Origin of the sequence: Salarchaeum japonicum, from assembly GCF_049705945.1 — an archaeon.
Lineage (GTDB): Archaea > Halobacteriota > Halobacteria > Halobacteriales > Halobacteriaceae > Salarchaeum > Salarchaeum japonicum_A.
Genome location: NZ_JBNAMV010000004.1, coordinates 1,447,520 through 1,464,160 on the forward strand (window position 1 = coordinate 1,447,520; position 16,641 = coordinate 1,464,160).

Below are 16,641 nucleotides of genomic sequence, written 5' to 3' on the forward strand. Positions count from 1 at the left end.
TCACGCTTCCGGGAGTTTAACCGCGTCCGTGCCGAAGCGCTGGTGATGTCGGCCGACCCGCCCGACGCCGGTCCCGCGCCGGACGCGTTCAGCGACGTGTTCCGCGTGTACGAGGTCCGACGCGAGGGCGACACCCTCCACTACTACGGCGCGCCCCTCGCGGACTACCAGACCCTCATGCGCGAGGTGTGGCCGCGCTTCGACCAATCCGGCTACGACGTGGAACTCGAGGAACGCACGGGCGAGTACGTCCTCGTCGCCACCCCCGAGCGCGAACCGGGATTCCCGACGACGAACCTCGTCCTGTTCGCGCTCACCGTACTCTCCACGCTGTACGCCGGCACCGGCTGGTACTACGTGCAGGACGTGCTGTCGCCCGAACTCCTGCGAGCGCTCCCGTTCACGCTCGGCGTGCTCGGCGTGCTCGGCACGCACGAACTCGGCCACTACGTCCTCTCCAAGTACCACGACGTGGACGCGAGCCTCCCCTACTTCATCCCCGTCCCCACCCTGTTCGGGACGATGGGCGCGCTCATCCGCATGAAGGGACAGATACCTGACCGGGACGCGCTCTTCGACATCGGCGTCGCCGGCCCGCTCGCCGGCCTCGTCGCCACTACCGTCGTCGGCGCTATCGGCCTCCTGCTCCCGCCGCTCCAGGTACCCGACTACATCCTGAACGCGCCCGCTAGCGACCTCCTCACCATCGAGTTCCACTACCCGCTCCTCCTCCACGGCCTCTCCTGGCTGCTCGACGCGCCGCTCCAGTACCCGAACGACCCGTCGGTCGTCGCGAACCCGCTCGTCGTCGCCGCCTGGATCGGCGCGTTCGTCACCGTCCTCAACCTCATTCCCGTCGGCCAGTTGGACGGCGGGCACATCCTCCGCGCGATGCTGGGGCCGGCGCACGAACGCGTCGCCCCCCTCGTTCCGTTCGCGCTGTTCGGTCTCGCGGGCGCGCTCTACGTCCTCACCGATGCCGGTCAGGCCGTCTTCCTCTGGGTTCTCTGGGGGTTCATCGCCGCCTACATGGTCTTCCGCGGGTCCGCCGTCCCCCTCGACGACACGCCGCTCGACCGGAACCGCATCGCTGTCGGCGCGTTCACGTTCGTGCTCGGCGCGCTCTGCTTCGTCCCCGTTCCCGTCACCATCGGCTAATGCGTGTACCCCTCGTCCGCCAGCGGGTCGCCGTCGAGTAACACGCCGCTATCAGTGACTTCTCCGAGAACGGAGAGCGACACGTTCAGGTCGATCGACTCGACCGCGTCGACCGCACCAGGGGGGAGCGTGCAGACGAGTTCGAAGTCCTCGCCGAACGTCAGCGCGCGCTCGAATTCCACGTCATCGACGACCGGAACCGCCGTCGAGTCGACGCTGAACCCGCAGTCGCTCGCCTCCGCGAGCTGGTGGAGCGAGCGCGCGAGGCCGTCGCTCGAATCCATCATCGCCGTCGCGTGCTCCGCGAGCGCCATCCCCGCGCGGACCCGGGGCGTGAACCGGAACAGCTCGTTTCCGCGCTCGCAGTCGCCGGTATCGAAGGCGTCGAGCGCGGCGGCGCTCCGCCCGAGTTCGCCGGTCACGCACACGACATCGCCCGGGTTTGCGCCCGACCGAAACACCGGACTGTCGGTGTCGCCGACAGCGGTCGTGGCGGTGGTGAACTCGTCCGTGTCGTCGAGGTCGCCGCCGACGTACTCGGCGCCGACGCGCTCGCACACGTCCCGCGCGCCCCGCACGAACCCTTCGAGGGCGTCCGGGTCGAAATTTGGCGCGCCGTACACCGCGACCGCACCGGTCGCGTCCGCCCCCATCGACGCCACGTCCGAGAGGGACGCGCCGACCGCCCGCCAGCCCTGCGTGTACCGCGTCGTCCCCGGCGGGAAGTCCGTTCGCTCGTGGAGCATGTCGATGGTCACGACCGTGCTCCCGAGAACCGCGGCGTCGTCGCCCGCCGCCGGCACGAGGTCCGCGATGCGCGCCAGCGCCGCCCGTTCGTCCATACCCCGGGGGTCGCGTCCGGCCGGGAAAAACGCCGCGGGTCGCCGCTCGGTCGGAGGATTTACCCCCCGTCCACGTCTCGCTCGCAACCATGGACTTCGACGAACGCGGCATCGTCCTCGGGTTTCTCGGCGCGATCGCCGTGCTCGCGGGCCTGCTGTGGTTCGTCGGCGTCGACGACATCCTCGCCGCGCTCCGCCTCCTCGACCCCGCCGCCTTCCTCGGAATCGTCGCACTTGGCGTCGTCTGGCTCGCCGCGTGGGGGCTCGCGCTCCGCCGCGTCCTCGACAGCATCGGCGTCGCCGCGAGCGCGCTCGACGCCTTCCTCCTCTACGCCGCCGCCGCGTTCGCCAACAACATCACGCCGTTCGGGCAGGCGGGCGGCGAACCGTTCAGCGCGCTCCTCATCTCCCGGGCCACCGGCAGCGACTACGAGGAGGGACTGGCGGCGATCGCGAGCGTCGACACCCTCAACTTCATCCCCAGCCTCGTGCTCGCCATCCTCGGCCTCACCTACTACACGCTCACGTACGCCGTCGCTGACCGCGTTCAGCTCGTCTCCGCCGCCGTCGTCGCGCTCGCGGTCGCCATCCCGGTCACCGGCTACCTCGTCTGGCGGTACCGGAACCCGCTCAAGGCCGCGCTCGCGTCAACGCTCGCCCCCCTCCTCGGTCTCGTTGCCCGCGTCGTCCCGGGGTTCAGCGCGCCCGGCGCGGGCGTCCTCCGCGACCGCATCGCCTCCTTCTACCGTTCCATCGGCCGCGTCGCCGCGAACCGCCGCGACCTCGCGTTCGCCCTCGCCTACAGCACGCTCGGCTGGCTCGTCATGTGTCTCGCGCTCTACCTCACGCTCCAGGGACTGGTGACCGTCGCGTTCCCCGCCGCCATCGTCTTCGTCGTCGTTCCCGTCGCCACCATCGCGTCCGTCACCCCGCTCCCCGGCGGCGCTGGCGGCGTCGAGTTCGCCATCGTCCTCCTTCTCGTCCCAACCACGTCGATGGACGCCGCCACCGCCACCAGCGCAGCGCTCGTCTTCCGCGCCGCCACCTACTGGATACCCACCGCCATCGGCGGCGTCGCCGCCTTCCTCCTCGAAAGCCGAGCGTAGAAAGCAAGCGTTTTACTTCGCGGACGAGAAACACCGGGCATGGTAACTCTCTACGACGCCCCCGCTGACGAGCTCATCGACGAGCTCGCCGCGGAACTCGACGAGCGACTCGACGAACCCGACTGGGCCGAATTCGCTAAGACCGGCGCGGACCGCGAACTCCCCCCCGAGCAGGAGGACTTCTGGGCGCGCCGCGCCGCCAGCCTCCTCCGTAAGGTCGCGACCGACGGCCCGGTCGGCGTCGAGCGCCTCAGCACCGAGTACGGCGGCACCCGCGACGGCTCCAACCGCTACCAGGTCGCCCCGTCGAAGACCGCTGACGCCTCGAAGAACGTCATCCGCACCATCCTCCAGCAGCTCGAAGACGAAGGTCTCGTCCAGAAGCAGGGCAGTGACGGCCGCATCGTCAGCGGCGACGGTCGCGCGCTCCTCGACGACACCGCCGGCGACGTTCTCGAACAGCTCGACCGCCCCGAACTCGAACGCTACGCGTAATTTTCCTGCGGACGCTCGCGGTTTCTCGTTTCTCCCCGTGGTCTAGAACTCGGTGACTTTGGACTGGATGCGGCCGTCGTCGAAGTCGTCCTCGTCGTCGAGGTGCCGCGTCAGTTCGTCTCTACTCACGTCGTCGCTCGCGTGCAGGAACGCGAGTTCGGTGAGCGACAGCGACTCGCCGTCCCGGAGTTTGCGGAGGAGTGTGTCGGCGTCGAGCGCGTGGTAGGTGCGTTCGAACGTGACGCTGGCGGCGCGGTCGTTCTCGGCTTCTGCGAGGTTGACGCCCTCGCTGAGGACGGTGTCGAAGTCGAGGTCCGTTTCCTCGACGCCGGCGTAGAGGAACGCCATCGCGGCCACCAGCGCGTCGAACGCCTCGACGCCGTCGCGCTCCCCGAACCGCTTCTCGAACACGAGTTCGCGGTCCCGCTCGCTCAAGCCGTCGAGCAACGCTTCGAAGTCGAGGAGGGCGTGCTCGACGCGGTCCCTGATTCTCCCGCGGGCGTTCCGCTCCGCCTGCGTGCTTCCCAGCTCGGCGTCGCCACGGAGGTACGCGCGGTCGGCCGCGGACAGCAGTCCGCGCGGTCGCTCTAACTCAGACATAATCCATTACAGATTACGAAATACGACACACACGTATATAAATAACTGATTTAGGATTATGACCTTTCTGTGGCTGGAGAAATCTTTTCTTCCCCGCCGACGAGCGTTCGAGTATGTCCCAGGCAGCCACCACGCCCGCCGACCCGAGCGTTCGCGCGGTCGTCCGGGCCGACGCGCTCCGCACCGTCGTCGCCACCGCTCGCAGCCTCGTCTCCGAGTGCCGCCTCCGCCTCGATTCTGACGGCTTGCTCGTCGCCGCGACCGACCCCGCGACCGTCGCATCCGTCCGCGCCCGCCTCGACACCGCCGGATTCGAACAGTACGACGCCAGCGAAACGACCGTCGGCGTGAACCTCGCCCGACTCGCGGACGTGCTCGCACTCGGCGACCCCGACGACCTCGTCTCTCTCACCGTCGACGACTCCCGTGGACTCCTCCACGTCGAACACGCAGACCTCCACTACACGCTCGCCCTCATCGACCCCGACGCCATCCGCGCGCCCCCGGACCCCGAGAAACTCGACTTCGAGCACGCCGGCGGCCTCACCCTCGATTCGCGGTTCCTCTCCCGGGTCGTCGACGCGTCCGAGATGGTGTCCGACCACGTCACCCTCGAACTCGACGACGAGCGCTTCCGCTCGGTCGCGGACGGCGACACCGACACCGCCGTCCTCGCGCACGACGCCGCGGACGCCCACGAGTTCGACCCCGGCGAGGCGAGCGCCATCTACTCGCTCTCCTACCTCGATGAAATCGTCTCTGTCCTCCCGGGCGCGCCGGTGTCACTCGCGCTCGGCGACGACCTCCCGGTCGAACTCGACTACGAGTTCGACGACGGCCACGGTGCGGCCGAGTTCGTCCTCTCCCCTCGCCTCCGCCGCACCTGACGCCAGTGGGATTCGCGGGTCCACAAAGCTCTTTGATGCTTCGGCGATTAGGTTCGAGTATGAGTCAGGACGACGAGGAACGCTTGGAGGAGCTTCGACAGCAGAAGATGGAGAAGCTCAAGGAACAACAGCAGGGCGGCGGCGGTCAGGGGAACCCGGAGGCCCAGCAGCAGGCTCAACAGCAGGCCGAGCAGCAAAAGCAGGCGATGCTCCGCCAGTACCTCTCGGACGGCGCGCGCCGCCGGCTGAACTCGGTGCGGATGAGCAAGCCCGACCTCGCGGAACGCGTCGAACAGCAGGTCGTCGCGCTCGGGCGGTCCGGCCGGATTCAGGACCAGCTCGACGAGGAGCAGATGAAGAGCCTGCTCCGCGAGCTGAAGCCGGACGAGCAGTCCTTCAACATCTCGCGCCGGTAGATGGAGCTGGCGCTCCTCTACAGCGGAGGGAAGGACTCGACGCTCGCAGCGCTGGTTCTCGAACGCTTCTACGACGTGACCTTGGTGACGGGGTCGTTCGGCGTGACGGACGACTGGCAGCACGCCCGCGAGGCCGCCGACCGCACGCCGTTCGCTTTCGAGCGCGTGGACCTCGACCGCGACGTCGCGCTCGATGCGGTCGAGCAAATGATTTCGGACGGCTACCCGCGGAACGGCATTCAGAAAGTCCACGAACACGCCCTGGAGGTGGTCGCGGACCTGGACGTGGACGCGGTGGCGGACGGCAGCCGGCGTGACGACCGCGTCCCCACGGTGTCGCGCGCGCAAGCGCAGAGCCTCGAAGACCGCCACGACGTGCACTACCTCTCCCCGCTCTCCGGGTTCGGCCGCGGCGCAATCGACGACATGGTCGCCGCGTCGCTGGACGTGAAGTCCGGGCCGAGCGAAACTCTGGAGAAGTCGGACTACGAGTCCGAACTGCGCGAACTGCTCCGGACGGAGTTCGAGGACGCGTCCGTCTCGGACGTGTTCCCCGAGCACACCCAGACCCGGGTGCGGGACGTGCGGTAGCGGTGGCGGGAGCGGTGCGGTGAAGGCAATGGTTTGAAGCGCGCGCGCGCCGAATCCCGGGACATGTACGACCGCTTGAAGGGCTTCAGGGACTTCTATCCGCAGGAGATGCGGGCGCGCCGCGAAATCATGGACACCGTCGAGGACGTGGCGGCCCGCTACGGGTTCCGTGAGGTCGGGACGCCCGCGCTGGAGCGCACGCAGATGTACGTGGACAAATCTGGCGAGGAAATCGAGGAGGAACTCTACTCCTTTACCGACCGCGGGGGGCGGGACGTGGCGATGACGCCCGAACTCACGCCGACCGTCGCGCGGATGGTCGTCGCGAAACAGCAGGAGCTCTCGAAGCCCATCAAGTGGTACTCGACGCGCTCGTTCTGGCGGTACGAGGAACCCCAGCAGGGGCGGTACCGGGAGTTCGCGCAGACGAACGTGGACATCTTCGGGTCGTCGGAGCCGACGGCGGACGCGGAGGTGTTGGCGGTCGCGGCGGACGCGCTCACGGGCCTCGGGCTCTCCCCCGACGACTTCGAGTTCCGCGTGAGCCACCGCGACATCCTCTCCGGCCTCCTCGCGGCGTTCGGCGGCGACGTGGACACCACGGCCGCCATCCGCGCGGTGGACAAGTCGGACAAGATTTCGCGGGTGGAGTTCTTCGACCACCTCGAAGCCGCGGGGCTCTCCCGGGGCGAGGCGGAGCAGTTCGCCGACCTCCTCGACTCCGACGACCTGGACGAACTCGTGGCGTTCGCGGGCGACGACGTGGCGGACGCCGTCGAGAACCTCCGGAACGTCCTCGCCGCCGCCGAGGACTTCGGCGTGCGCGAGTACTGCGACATCTCGCTCGAAACCGCGCGCGGCCTCGACTACTACACGGGCGTCGTCTTCGAGTGCTTCGACAGCACGGGCGAAGTGAGCCGGAGCGTGTTCGGCGGCGGGCGCTACGACGACCTCATCGAGTCCGTCGGCGGCCAGCCCACGCCCGCGGTCGGGTTCGCGCCCGGGCACTCCACGCTCCCGCTCCTCCTGGAGCGCGCGGGCGTCCACCCCGAGGAGGAACTCCGCACCGACTACTACGTCCTCTCCGTGGGCGACACCCGGGACGTGGCCGCGCGCGTCGCCCGCGACCTCCGCGAACGCGGGAACGTCGTCGAGTCCGACGTGTCTGACCGGTCGTTCGGCGCGCAGATGAACTACGCCGACGCGGTGAACGCCGACACCGTCGTCATCGTCGGCGAGCGCGACCTCAAGGACGGTAACGTCACCGTGAAGGACATGACGTCGGGCGACCAGACGCAAGCCCCCGTCGAGGACTTCCCGGGCGACTATTCGAGTCCGCGCTACGACGACTTCGCGTAGATGCGCGCGTTCCGGCTGGCCTACGACGGCACCCAGTATCGGGGGTTTCAGCGCCAGCCGCACGGCGACACCGTGGAGGACGAACTGTTCGCGGCGCTCCGCGCGCTCGACGCGTTCTCCGGCGAGAAACCCGAGGGATACGCGGCGGCGGGGCGGACGGACGCCGGCGTCTCCGCTCGCGCGCAGACGGTCGGGTTCGAGAGCCCCGAGTGGCTGACGCCGCGCGCGCTCAACGCCGAACTCTCCGAGTCCGTGCGGGCGTGGGCGTTCGCGGACGCCCCCGACGGCTTCCACGCCACCCACCACGCTCAGTACCGCGAGTACGTCTACCACCTCCACGCGCCCGACGTGGACGACGACCGCGCCCGCGAGACCGCTCGACGGCTTTCCGGCGTCCACGACTTCCACAACCTCACCACGGACTCGAAGAACACCGAGCGCGACGTCTCGCTCTCGCTCGAACGCGAGAACGAGTATCTCGTCGTCACGGCGCGCGCCGGCGGGTTCCCGCGCGGTCTGGTGCGCCGCCTCGTCGCCCTACTCCACGATGTCGCCACGGGCGGGTCGTTCGACCGCCTCTCACGCGTTCTCTCCCCGGAACCGCTCGACGGCCCGCTCGGCGTGCCGGCCGCGCCCGCCCACCCGCTCGTGCTCGCAGACGTAGGCTACGACCTCGATTTCGAGGTAGACGACCGCGCCGCCGCGAACTGCCGCGAGGTCTTCGAGTCGCTCGCGGTCGAGCGCCGCACGCGCGCCCGCGTCGCCGACTCCCTCTACTCCCAGTGAGCGGGCCAGATTTCGGCGGCCTCCATCCCCGGACGCAGCCCCCGCGATTCGAGGTCGGCGGCGAGCGCGTCCGCGTCCGGCCGCGGCACCGACTTCCGGGTGAGTTCCCGGACGAGGAGCGCGGCGAGCATCCCGTGCTCGCGGACGTTCCGCGCGTCCGTCTTGTCCCACGTGTCGGCGTGCGTGTGCCCCCAGCCGCGGCCGCGCTCCGGCGTCACCGAATGCAGTTGCACCGCCGGAACCTCGCGCTTGAGGAACGGCCAGTGGTCGCTGAACGGATGCAGCGCGTCATCGACGCTGACCTCGCGGCTCGCCGCGTCAGACACCGAGTCGAGCACGCCCTCGAACGCGGGCGTGCCGTGCGTGAACGCGCGCAGCGTCCGGTAGCGGCCCGCGCCGTCGACGTTCACGACCGACCGCATGCGCTCCGACTCGATGGTATCGGCGAGCGCGCTCGCGCCGAGCAACCCGACTTCTTCGCCGCCGACCGTGACGACGCGAACCCGCGTGTCGAGGTCGATGTCCCCGAGTATGCGCGCAATCGCGACGACGGTTGCGACGCCGCAGCCGTTGTCCAGCGCGGCCTCCGCGATGTCGTGGCCGTCGTGGTGCGCGAGCACCACCACCTCCTCGTCGGTCTCGGGGCCGAACACGCCGGTCGCGTTGTGGCCCTCGCCGGGCACGGTGTCGGCCGAGACGGAGAGCGACACCTCGCCGTCGCGGTCCGCGTACTCTCGCAACCACGTTCCGGTCTCCGCGGACACGCCGACCGCGGGGACCGCGGCCTCCCGGTCGAACCGAAGCGCGCCCGTCGGCGGCAACTGGCCCTGCTTGTGGTTCGCGAACACGAACGCGCTCGCGCCCGCCGCCACCGCGTGCCCGAACTTCTCCATCCGATGATACAGCCGGTCCATCCCCGGCGGCGTCTCCGTCGACGCCACCACCACGTTACCCGCCACGTCCGCCGCCTCGATCTCTTCCGGCGTGCCGTGGCCCACGTCCACGATGTCGCCGTGCACGTCTCCACTCGGACTGTACGGGAGCGCGAGCGCCTCGAACGACCGCTCCACGGGATTCGTGACGCCGAACTCGGTGCTCCCGCGCTTCCACGCGTTCATCTCGAACGGCTCCACCGCGACCTCGCGCGCACCGGCGTCCCGGAAGGCGTCGGCGACGAGTTCGGCGGCCCGACGTTCACCCGGCCGGCCGCTCATCCGGTCGCCGAGTTCCGCGAGGTCCCGGAGGAAGTCCCCGGGGTAGTCGTCCGCCCACAGTCGTCCGAACGCGTCCGGTGAGTCGACCATAGTTCGAGTATTTCGCGCCCGCCCGAAAACTACTGTCCCCGTCGCTCCGGTTTGCGAACGCTTAACGGCGTTCGCGAGGAGATGTCGACCATGAGTAGCGTTCCCGAACGAAGCGATATCGAGCAGGAGTACAAGTGGGACCTGGAGAGCATCTACGCCACGGACGAGGCGTGGGAGGAGGCGTTCGAGACGGTGAAAGGCCGCCTCGACGACCTCTCGAACTACGAGAGTCACGCCACCGAGGACGGCGACACCCTCCTCGAAGTGCTCGAACTACGCGACGAAATCATGCGGGAGGTCGCGAAGGTGTCCTCGTATGCTCGAATGCGTTCCGACGAGGACACGCGCGACCAGGAGTACCAGGCGCTCTCCGCGCGGGCGTCCAGTCTCGTCTCGCAGGCGTCGAGCGCGGCGTCGTTCATCGAGCCCGCGATTCAGGACCTCACCGAGGACGAAATCGACGCGATGGTCGCGGAGACCGACGGCCTCGACGAGTACGAGCACTACTTCGACGACGTGCTCCGGCAGAAGGAGCACACGCGCTCCGCCGAAATCGAGGAACTCCTCTCCGAACTCGGCGAGGTGACGGGCGCGCCCGGCGACATCTACTCGATGCTGACGAACGCGGACATGACGTTCCCCACCGTCGAGAAGCCGAGCGGGGACGCCGTCGAAATCAGTCAGGGGAACTTCACCAGCCTCCTCAAGAACTCGGATAGGGAGTTCCGCCAGACCGTCCACGAGTCCTACTTCGAGGAACTCGAATCAGTTCGGAACACCATCGGATCCACGCTGAAGAACAGCGTGAAGTCGGACGTGAAGACCGCGCAGGCCCGGTTCTACGACACCGCGCGGGAGGCCGCGCTGGACGACACGAACGTCCCCGTCACGGTGTACGACAACCTCGTCGACACGGTGAAGGACAACCTCGACAAACTCCACCATCACGCGGAGCTCAAGCAGCGCCAGCTCGGCGTCGAGGAACTCAAGCCGTGGGACTTCTACATGCCGCTCGCGGACACCGAGAGCCCCGAAATCACGTACGAGGAGGCGAAGCAGCACGTGGTGGACGCGGTCGCGCCGCTCGGCGAAGACTACCAGAACCGGGTCGCGGACGGCCTCGACTCCCGCTGGGTTGACGTGTACGAGAACCGCGGGAAGCGCTCCGGCGCGTACTCCGGCGGCACGTACGACACCCAGCCGTTCATCCTGATGAACTATCAGGACGACATCTCCTCGATGTACACGCTCGCCCACGAACTCGGGCACTCGCTCCACAGCCAGTACACGGCCGACGAGCAGCCGTACGTCTACTCGCACTACGACATCTTCGTCGCGGAAGTCGCGTCGACCGTGAACGAGGCGCTGCTCACCCAGCACCTCCTCGACACCGTCGAGGACGACGCGTTCCGACGGCACGTCCTCAGCGAGTACCTCGAACGCTTCCGCTCCACGCTCTACCGCCAGACGCTGTTCGCGGACTTCGAACACCAGATTCACACGCTCTCCGAGGAGGGCGAAGCCCTGACGCCCGACCGGATGGACGAGGTGTACGGCGACCTGAAGGAGTCGTTCTACGCGCCCGCCGACCTCGACGACCACATCCGCCGCGAGTGGATGCGCATCCCGCACTTCTACTACAACTACTACGTCTACCAGTACAGCACGGGCATCTCGGCGGCGGTCGCGCTCAGCCAGGACATCCTCGGCGAGGGCGACGACGCCGCGCGACGCTACCGCGAGTTCCTCGCGATGGGGAACAGCGAGTACCCGCTCGACGCCCTCCAGCACGCGGGCGTCGACATGACGTCGCCCGACCCCATCGAGTCCGCGATTTCGGTGTACGGCGACTACCTGGACGAGATGGACGACCTGGTGTAACGACCCAAAGGGACTTCTACGCGCGGGCCATACTGGCGGCCAACAGGATGTCCCGCAGCCCATCTCTACCCGACCGGCCGACCCTCGATGTCGACCCCGATTCGACCCCCGAGGAACGGCTGGACGCCCTCAGAGCTCACTACGAGGAAATTCTGACGGTGAACGACCAGCTCGAAGACCAGTTGGCGTCGGTCCGCGACCACCAGGAGGAGCTCCGGGAGCGCGTGGAGGACCTCCAGCGGGAGAACGAGACGCTGAAGACGGCGTCCCTCTACATCGCGACGGTCGAGGACCTGAACGACGACGGCGCTATCCTCCAGCAGCACGGGAACAATCAGGAAGTCCTCACGGACGTCGGCGACCGCCTCCGCCAGAAACTGGAGGTCGGTGACCGCGTCGCCATCAACGACTCCTTCGCGGTGCAGCGCGTGCTCGACGACGAGACGGACGCTCGCGCGCAAGCGATGGAAGTCGACGAGTCCCCGACCGTCGAGTACGAGGACATCGGTGGACTGGACGAGGAACTCCGCGAGGTCCGGGAGGCCGTCGAGGACCCGCTTCTGAACGCGGAGCAGTTCGAGAACATCGGCGTGGAACCGCCGAGCGGCGTGCTCCTGCACGGCCCGCCCGGCACGGGGAAGACGATGATGGCGAAGGCCGTCGCGAACGAGACGGACGCGACGTTCATCAAGATGGCCGGCTCCGAACTCGTCCAGAAGTTCATCGGCGAGGGGAGTCGGCTGGTCCGCGACCTCTTCGACCTCGCGGAGCAGCGCGAACCCGCCATCGTCTTCATCGACGAAATCGACGCCGTCGCCTCCAAGCGCACGGACTCGAAGACCTCCGGGGACGCCGAGGTCCAGCGGACGATGATGCAGCTCCTCAGCGAGATGGACGGGTTCGACGAGCGCGGCGACGTGCGCATCATCGCCGCGACCAACCGCTTCGACATGCTCGACGAGGCGATTCTCCGCCCCGGCCGGTTCGACCGCCTCATCGAGGTGCCGAACCCGGACGTGGAAGCGCGCTCGCGCATCATCTCCATCCACACGGACGAGATGAACCTCGCGGAAGCCGTGGACTACGCCGCGCTCGCGGACCGCACCGAGGGCTTCTCCGGCGCGCAACTGGAGAGCCTCTCCACCGAAGCCGGCATGTTCGCGATTCGGGACGGCCGCGACGAAGTCACCATGGCCGACTTCGAGGACGCGCTCGACAAGATCAAGCGGAACGCCGAGGACGACTCGCCCGGCCACTCCGTCTACGTCCAGTAACCGACTTCTCTACTCGGCGCTTCCCGTAATCGACACGCCTTATTTCGCGCGGGCGCTCTCGTTCGTATGAGCAGCATTCGCATCGCGTGGGGGACCGGCACGGCGCCCACGGAGATGGCGGCGTACGACGCCGCGCTGGCGGACGCGAACCTCCACAACTACAACCTCGTCAGCGTCTCGTCCGTCATTCCCGCGGACGTGCCCGTCGAGGTGGTTGGGACCGCGCCCGACCTCGGACCCGCCGGGAACCGCTTGACGGTCGTGGAAGCGCACGCGAGCGTCGCCGGACCGAGTCGGGCGAGCGCGGGGCTCGCGTGGAGCCGCAGCGAGAATCTGGGCCCCGGATTGTTCTACGAGGCCGCCGGGGAGACGGACGCGGACGAGATCGCGCACGTGGTTCGGGAGGGACTGGACGCCGGCCGCGACCTCCGCGACTGGGCGTTCGCGGGCGAACGAGTGGAGACCGCGACGGTGACCGCGGACGCGGGCGAGTACGCGTCTGCCGTGGTTCTCGCGGCGTACGGCCACGCGACCCCGATTTGTTGACGGCCGAGCATTGCCCATTTATGCACGCACCTCCTACTATCGAGTAGATTGCTGTGAGTCGCTCGCGAACCACGCCAGTAATCGCACACTCATGACAGGCCACGTATACCAGCTCTCCGCGAACTTCGACCTCCCGCTCGAGGACCTAGAGGACTATCTCGACAACCCCGACCTTCCGGCGGAAGTCGAGGACCTCGAAATCGACCGCCGCAACCGCATGCTCTTCATCAAAGCGGTCGCGGCCGACGACTCCCTCAGCAAGTACACGCCGACAGCGCAGCTGAAGGCGAAGGTCGAGGAGAAACGCATCTACGACCAGGACGAGGAGGAACGCCAGTGGGCGCGCCGAAACGACGAAGAGGACGAAATCACGTCCGAACTCGTGGAGTACGCGAGCTTCTCCGGCGACCTCGAAACCGTCCTCCAGAACACCGCCGTGCGGTACCCGATGTTCGTCCTGCTGCGAAACATCGCCCTGCTCGACGTGGAGGGCACGCTCACCGCCATCACGGCGGACGAGGAGGAGGAGGAACTGCAGGCGACCCGCGTCGTCGACGGTGAAGCGCGACGCGCCGCCGTCGAAGTCGTCGAGCAGTCCCAGGCGAACGGGAACGGCAACGGGAACGGCGGCGTCGACTGGCGCGGCAACGAGTACATCAACTAGCTCGCCCCGGGACGAAGGCTTATCCCCCATCCAGCCCTACTCAGACTATGAACGGGAACACGCCGTACGCCGGGCCGACCACGCCCGACACGCCCGCCGCGGACCTCTCGCCCGCGCAGCACCGCGCGCTCCGCGAGAGCCTCTCCCGCATCGCGTCCCGAACCCGAGAGTTCCTGCCGGACGAGTACACCGTCGGATCCGAAGTGAATCAGGGGTCGAACGGACCACAGGCAACCGTCGCCGTCCGTCCCCCAATCGGTAATCCCGTCTCCGCGGGGTTCACGCCCGATTTCGAGGAGGACGACAGCGAACTCATCCCGTCCGCGGAACGCGACGAGGTCGCGCGCGGACTCGCCGCGAGCGCCGCTCTTCAGGTGAAGGCCGCGCTCGCGAACGCGGACATCGACCCGCCAGCCCGATAACCGTCTTTTAGCCGACGCGCGGCGGCACGCCGAACAGTCCGTACGCGACCAGCGCGAGCGCACCCAGACAGCCAGCGCTCACGCCCGCCGTCACGGACACGCCGACGGACTGCCCGACCACGACCCCCGCGAGCAACAGGACCGGAACCCCGACCAAGAGGAGGTCGTAGACGGACAACCGGACCGCAGAACCGAGCACGCGGTCCAGCGGAGACGGTCCCTCACCGGACGGTACAGCCTCGCCAGTACTCGTATCGGGTCGATACATCACACCCAACGGTATGCACCACGAAATTCTAAACGTTATGGCGACTATTCCCGACTGTCACCAGTACGATTCCGACTAGGAATGGCGAAACAGAAGTAATGCGCTCGCTGGTTCGGCGGACGGGGAGCGTCCTGTCTGCTCACGCGTCGCTTCACTCCGCGTTCGCTGGTTCGGCGAACGCGAAGCGTCCGCCTACTTCCCCCAGAATGGGTCGCGGTTGCGGCGTTTGTCGACGAACATGGAGAGGGCTTCGCGTTCGTCGGCGGGGATTTCTTCGGCGAGTTCCTGTTCAAGGACTTTGGCGTGTTTCTCGGGGAGGTCGACCCAGAGTTCGTCGCCTTCCTTCACGTCGCGGCCGACGGTGGGGCCGTCGATGGAGACGCTGACGCGGTTTCCGGCGCGGACTTCGTCGACGTCCTCGCCCTGTTCCTGGATGCCTTTGACGACGCCGACGCGTTCGAGTTCGTTGCCGTCGAACTTCCCGACCGGCGTGTTGCGTTTGAGGGTGCCGGAGAGGACTTCGACGCCAACGACGGCGGGGTCGGACTGCCGGAAGACGTGGTCTTCGAGGATGCGGAAGCGCGCGGGGCGGCGGATGTTGTCGAAGACGGCTTCCTTCTGCTGGCGTTCGATGGCGTCGACGTGGTCCTCGTAGCTCTCGACGAGCTGGTAGATGACGTCGCTCTCGAAGAGTTCGACGCCGTCCTGTTCGGCGCGCTGTTCGGCGTCCGCGAGCACGTCGACGTTGAACCCGAGGATGCAGCGGTGGATGTCCTCGTCGGCGGTGGTCGCCATCGAGATGTCCCGGGGCGCGATGTCGCCGACTTCCGCGCGCATGATGGGGATTTCGGCGTCCTCGAGGGCGTTCGCGAGCGCTTCGAGGCTGCCGAGCGTGTCGGCTTTCACGACGACGCCCTCCTCTTCGGTCTCCACGGCGATTTCCGCGAGTTCGGCTTCGACCTCGTCGATGACGTCTTGGAGCGGGCGGTCGCGGACGACGCGGACGGGCGCGCCGGCCATCGCATCGCTCAATTCGGGCGCGGCGATCTTCACGCCGGTCGCGGCGGAGAGTTCGTCGACGTTCTCGAATCGCTTTTCAGTACGGATTTCGGCGAGCGGCTGTGGTTTCAGGAGCGCGCGAACTTCCGTGACGATGGTGTCGTTCATCCCGCCGACGACGATGGTGTCGTTCTCGCGGATGGTTCCGTCGTAGAGGATGACGTCGACGGTCGTCCCGAACCCCTGCTCTTCCTTCACCTCCAGCACGGTTCCCGCGCCGGGGCCGCTGATGTCGACCTCCATATCCTCCTTCATGTAGCGCTGCGCGAGCCCCATCAGGACGGTGAGGAGGTCCGGGACGCCCTCGCCGGTCTCCGCGGAGACGGGGATGACGCCGACGTTGTTCTGGAAGTTCTGGAGCCGCCAGTAGAGGTCGCTCGAGAACCCGTGGTCGGAGAGTTCCCCGATGAGTTCGTAGAGCGCTTCGTCGAGCTGCTGGCGCACTCGGTCGGACTGCGCCTCGTACGTCTCCTGGACGGGCGCGTCCTCGTGCGGCCGCCAGCCCGGAATGGTGTCTATCTTGTTCGCCGCGACGACGAACGGCGTCTGGGTGTCCTGGAGGATGCGGATGGCTTCCTCCGTCTGCGGCTGGAAGCCGTCGTTCACGTCCACGACGAGGATGGCGATGTCGGCGAGCGCGCCGCCGCGGGAGCGCAGCGTGGTGAACGAGTGGTGGCCGGGCGTGTCGATGAACAGCAGACCGGGGAGGTCGAAGCTCTCCGGGTCGATGAGGCTGCCCGCGACTTCCGACACCACGTCGAGCGGGACGGCGGTCGCGCCGATGTGTTGGGTGATAGCGCCGGCTTCGCCCTCGATGACGGCGGACCCCCGTACCTTGTCGAGGAGGCTGGTCTTTCCGTGGTCGACGTGTCCGAGAACGGCGACGATGGGGGTGCGGAGGTCGCCGGGTTCGGACGCAGAGTGTTCCTGAGACATGATGTAACCCCGAAAACGGTTGTTACGTGTGAGAAGCGCGTTCGTCG

General features: G+C 67.8%; 18 protein-coding genes. 13 read left to right on the top strand and 5 right to left on the bottom strand.

The annotated features are described in order from the left end of the window. Positions 1-45: 45 nt before the first annotated feature. A complete protein-coding gene (locus tag ACOZ4O_RS09445) occupies positions 46-1,158 on the top strand; it encodes a site-2 protease family protein (protein ID WP_424525060.1) in 1,113 nt (370 codons plus the stop codon). Here ACOZ4O_RS09445 and thiL read toward each other — a convergent pair. Then, positions 1,155-2,000, bottom strand: a complete 846-nt coding sequence (gene thiL, locus ACOZ4O_RS09450) for a thiamine-phosphate kinase (RefSeq protein WP_424525061.1) — start codon at positions 1,998-2,000, stop codon at positions 1,155-1,157. The two genes, ACOZ4O_RS09445 and thiL, sit on opposite strands and share 4 nt — an antisense overlap. An 89-nt stretch (positions 2,001-2,089) precedes the next feature. Between thiL and ACOZ4O_RS09455 the strand changes: the two genes are divergently transcribed. Both ACOZ4O_RS09455 and ACOZ4O_RS09460 read left to right on the top strand, forming a co-directional pair. Beyond that, positions 2,090-3,106 carry a lysylphosphatidylglycerol synthase transmembrane domain-containing protein gene (locus ACOZ4O_RS09455; RefSeq protein WP_424525062.1) on the top strand — a complete coding sequence of 339 codons (1,017 nt, stop codon included), beginning with the start codon at positions 2,090-2,092 and terminating at the stop codon, positions 3,104-3,106. Positions 3,107-3,145: 39 nt separating this feature from the next. Then, positions 3,146-3,601 carry a 30S ribosomal protein S19e gene (locus ACOZ4O_RS09460; protein WP_424525063.1) on the top strand — a complete coding sequence of 152 codons (456 nt, stop codon included), beginning with the start codon at positions 3,146-3,148 and terminating at the stop codon, positions 3,599-3,601. 42 nt (positions 3,602-3,643) lie between these two features. On the opposite strand, the gene ACOZ4O_RS09465 is transcribed toward ACOZ4O_RS09460, so the two are convergent. Further along, positions 3,644-4,201: a hypothetical protein gene (locus tag ACOZ4O_RS09465; protein WP_424525064.1), complete on the bottom strand. Its 558-nt coding sequence runs from the start codon at positions 4,199-4,201 to the stop codon at positions 3,644-3,646. Between the two features lie 113 nt (positions 4,202-4,314). Here ACOZ4O_RS09465 and ACOZ4O_RS09470 point away from each other — a divergent pair, with 113 nt between their 5' ends. From ACOZ4O_RS09470 to truA, 5 genes are all read left to right on the top strand, one after another. After that, the gene (locus tag ACOZ4O_RS09470; protein ID WP_424525065.1) at positions 4,315-5,088 is read left to right on the top strand and encodes a hypothetical protein; all 774 of its coding nucleotides are present in this window, start codon (positions 4,315-4,317) and stop codon (positions 5,086-5,088) included. Between the two features lie 59 nt (positions 5,089-5,147). Beyond that, on the top strand, positions 5,148-5,504 hold the full coding sequence (locus ACOZ4O_RS09475; protein WP_424525066.1) for a DNA-binding protein: 357 nt from the start codon (positions 5,148-5,150) through the stop codon (positions 5,502-5,504). Next, positions 5,505-6,095, top strand: a complete 591-nt coding sequence (locus ACOZ4O_RS09480) for a DUF7411 family protein (protein WP_424525067.1) — start codon at positions 5,505-5,507, stop codon at positions 6,093-6,095. Positions 6,096-6,158: 63 nt separating this feature from the next. Next, positions 6,159-7,454 carry a histidine--tRNA ligase gene (hisS, locus tag ACOZ4O_RS09485; protein WP_424526162.1) on the top strand — a complete coding sequence of 432 codons (1,296 nt, stop codon included), beginning with the start codon at positions 6,159-6,161 and terminating at the stop codon, positions 7,452-7,454. Beyond that, a complete protein-coding gene (truA, locus tag ACOZ4O_RS09490) occupies positions 7,455-8,240 on the top strand; it encodes a tRNA pseudouridine(38-40) synthase TruA (protein WP_424525068.1) in 786 nt (261 codons plus the stop codon). On the opposite strand, the gene ACOZ4O_RS09495 is transcribed toward truA, so the two are convergent. Continuing rightward, complete coding sequence (locus ACOZ4O_RS09495) at positions 8,228-9,544, bottom strand: M28 family peptidase (protein WP_424525069.1); 1,317 nt, start codon at positions 9,542-9,544, stop codon at positions 8,228-8,230. The two genes, truA and ACOZ4O_RS09495, sit on opposite strands and share 13 nt — an antisense overlap. 90 nt (positions 9,545-9,634) lie before the next feature. On the opposite strand from ACOZ4O_RS09495, the gene pepF reads away from it, so the two are divergent. The 5 genes from pepF to ACOZ4O_RS09520 all read left to right on the top strand — a co-directional run bounded on the left by pepF (position 9,635) and on the right by ACOZ4O_RS09520 (position 14,331). After that, positions 9,635-11,425, top strand: a complete 1,791-nt coding sequence (gene pepF, locus ACOZ4O_RS09500) for an oligoendopeptidase F (RefSeq protein WP_424525070.1) — start codon at positions 9,635-9,637, stop codon at positions 11,423-11,425. A 47-nt stretch (positions 11,426-11,472) separates the two neighbouring features. Then, entirely contained in the window at positions 11,473-12,699 is a 1,227-nt protein-coding gene (pan2, locus tag ACOZ4O_RS09505) for a proteasome-activating nucleotidase Pan2 (RefSeq protein ID WP_424525071.1), read from the top strand. A 66-nt stretch (positions 12,700-12,765) separates the two neighbouring features. Next, on the top strand, positions 12,766-13,245 hold the full coding sequence (locus ACOZ4O_RS09510; RefSeq protein ID WP_424525072.1) for a pyruvoyl-dependent arginine decarboxylase: 480 nt from the start codon (positions 12,766-12,768) through the stop codon (positions 13,243-13,245). Positions 13,246-13,336: 91 nt separating this feature from the next. Beyond that, a complete protein-coding gene (locus ACOZ4O_RS09515) occupies positions 13,337-13,909 on the top strand; it encodes a DUF7110 family protein (RefSeq protein ID WP_424525073.1) in 573 nt (190 codons plus the stop codon). 47 nt (positions 13,910-13,956) lie between these two features. Continuing rightward, complete coding sequence (locus ACOZ4O_RS09520) at positions 13,957-14,331, top strand: DUF5811 family protein (RefSeq protein WP_424525074.1); 375 nt, start codon at positions 13,957-13,959, stop codon at positions 14,329-14,331. Positions 14,332-14,338: 7 nt separating this feature from the next. Here ACOZ4O_RS09520 and ACOZ4O_RS09525 read toward each other — a convergent pair whose 3' ends face one another. After that, entirely contained in the window at positions 14,339-14,599 is a 261-nt protein-coding gene (locus ACOZ4O_RS09525) for a hypothetical protein (protein ID WP_424525075.1), read from the bottom strand. Between the two features lie 192 nt (positions 14,600-14,791). After that, complete coding sequence (gene infB / locus ACOZ4O_RS09530; RefSeq protein ID WP_424525076.1) at positions 14,792-16,594, bottom strand: translation initiation factor IF-2; 1,803 nt, start codon at positions 16,592-16,594, stop codon at positions 14,792-14,794. Positions 16,595-16,641 lie beyond the last annotated feature (47 nt).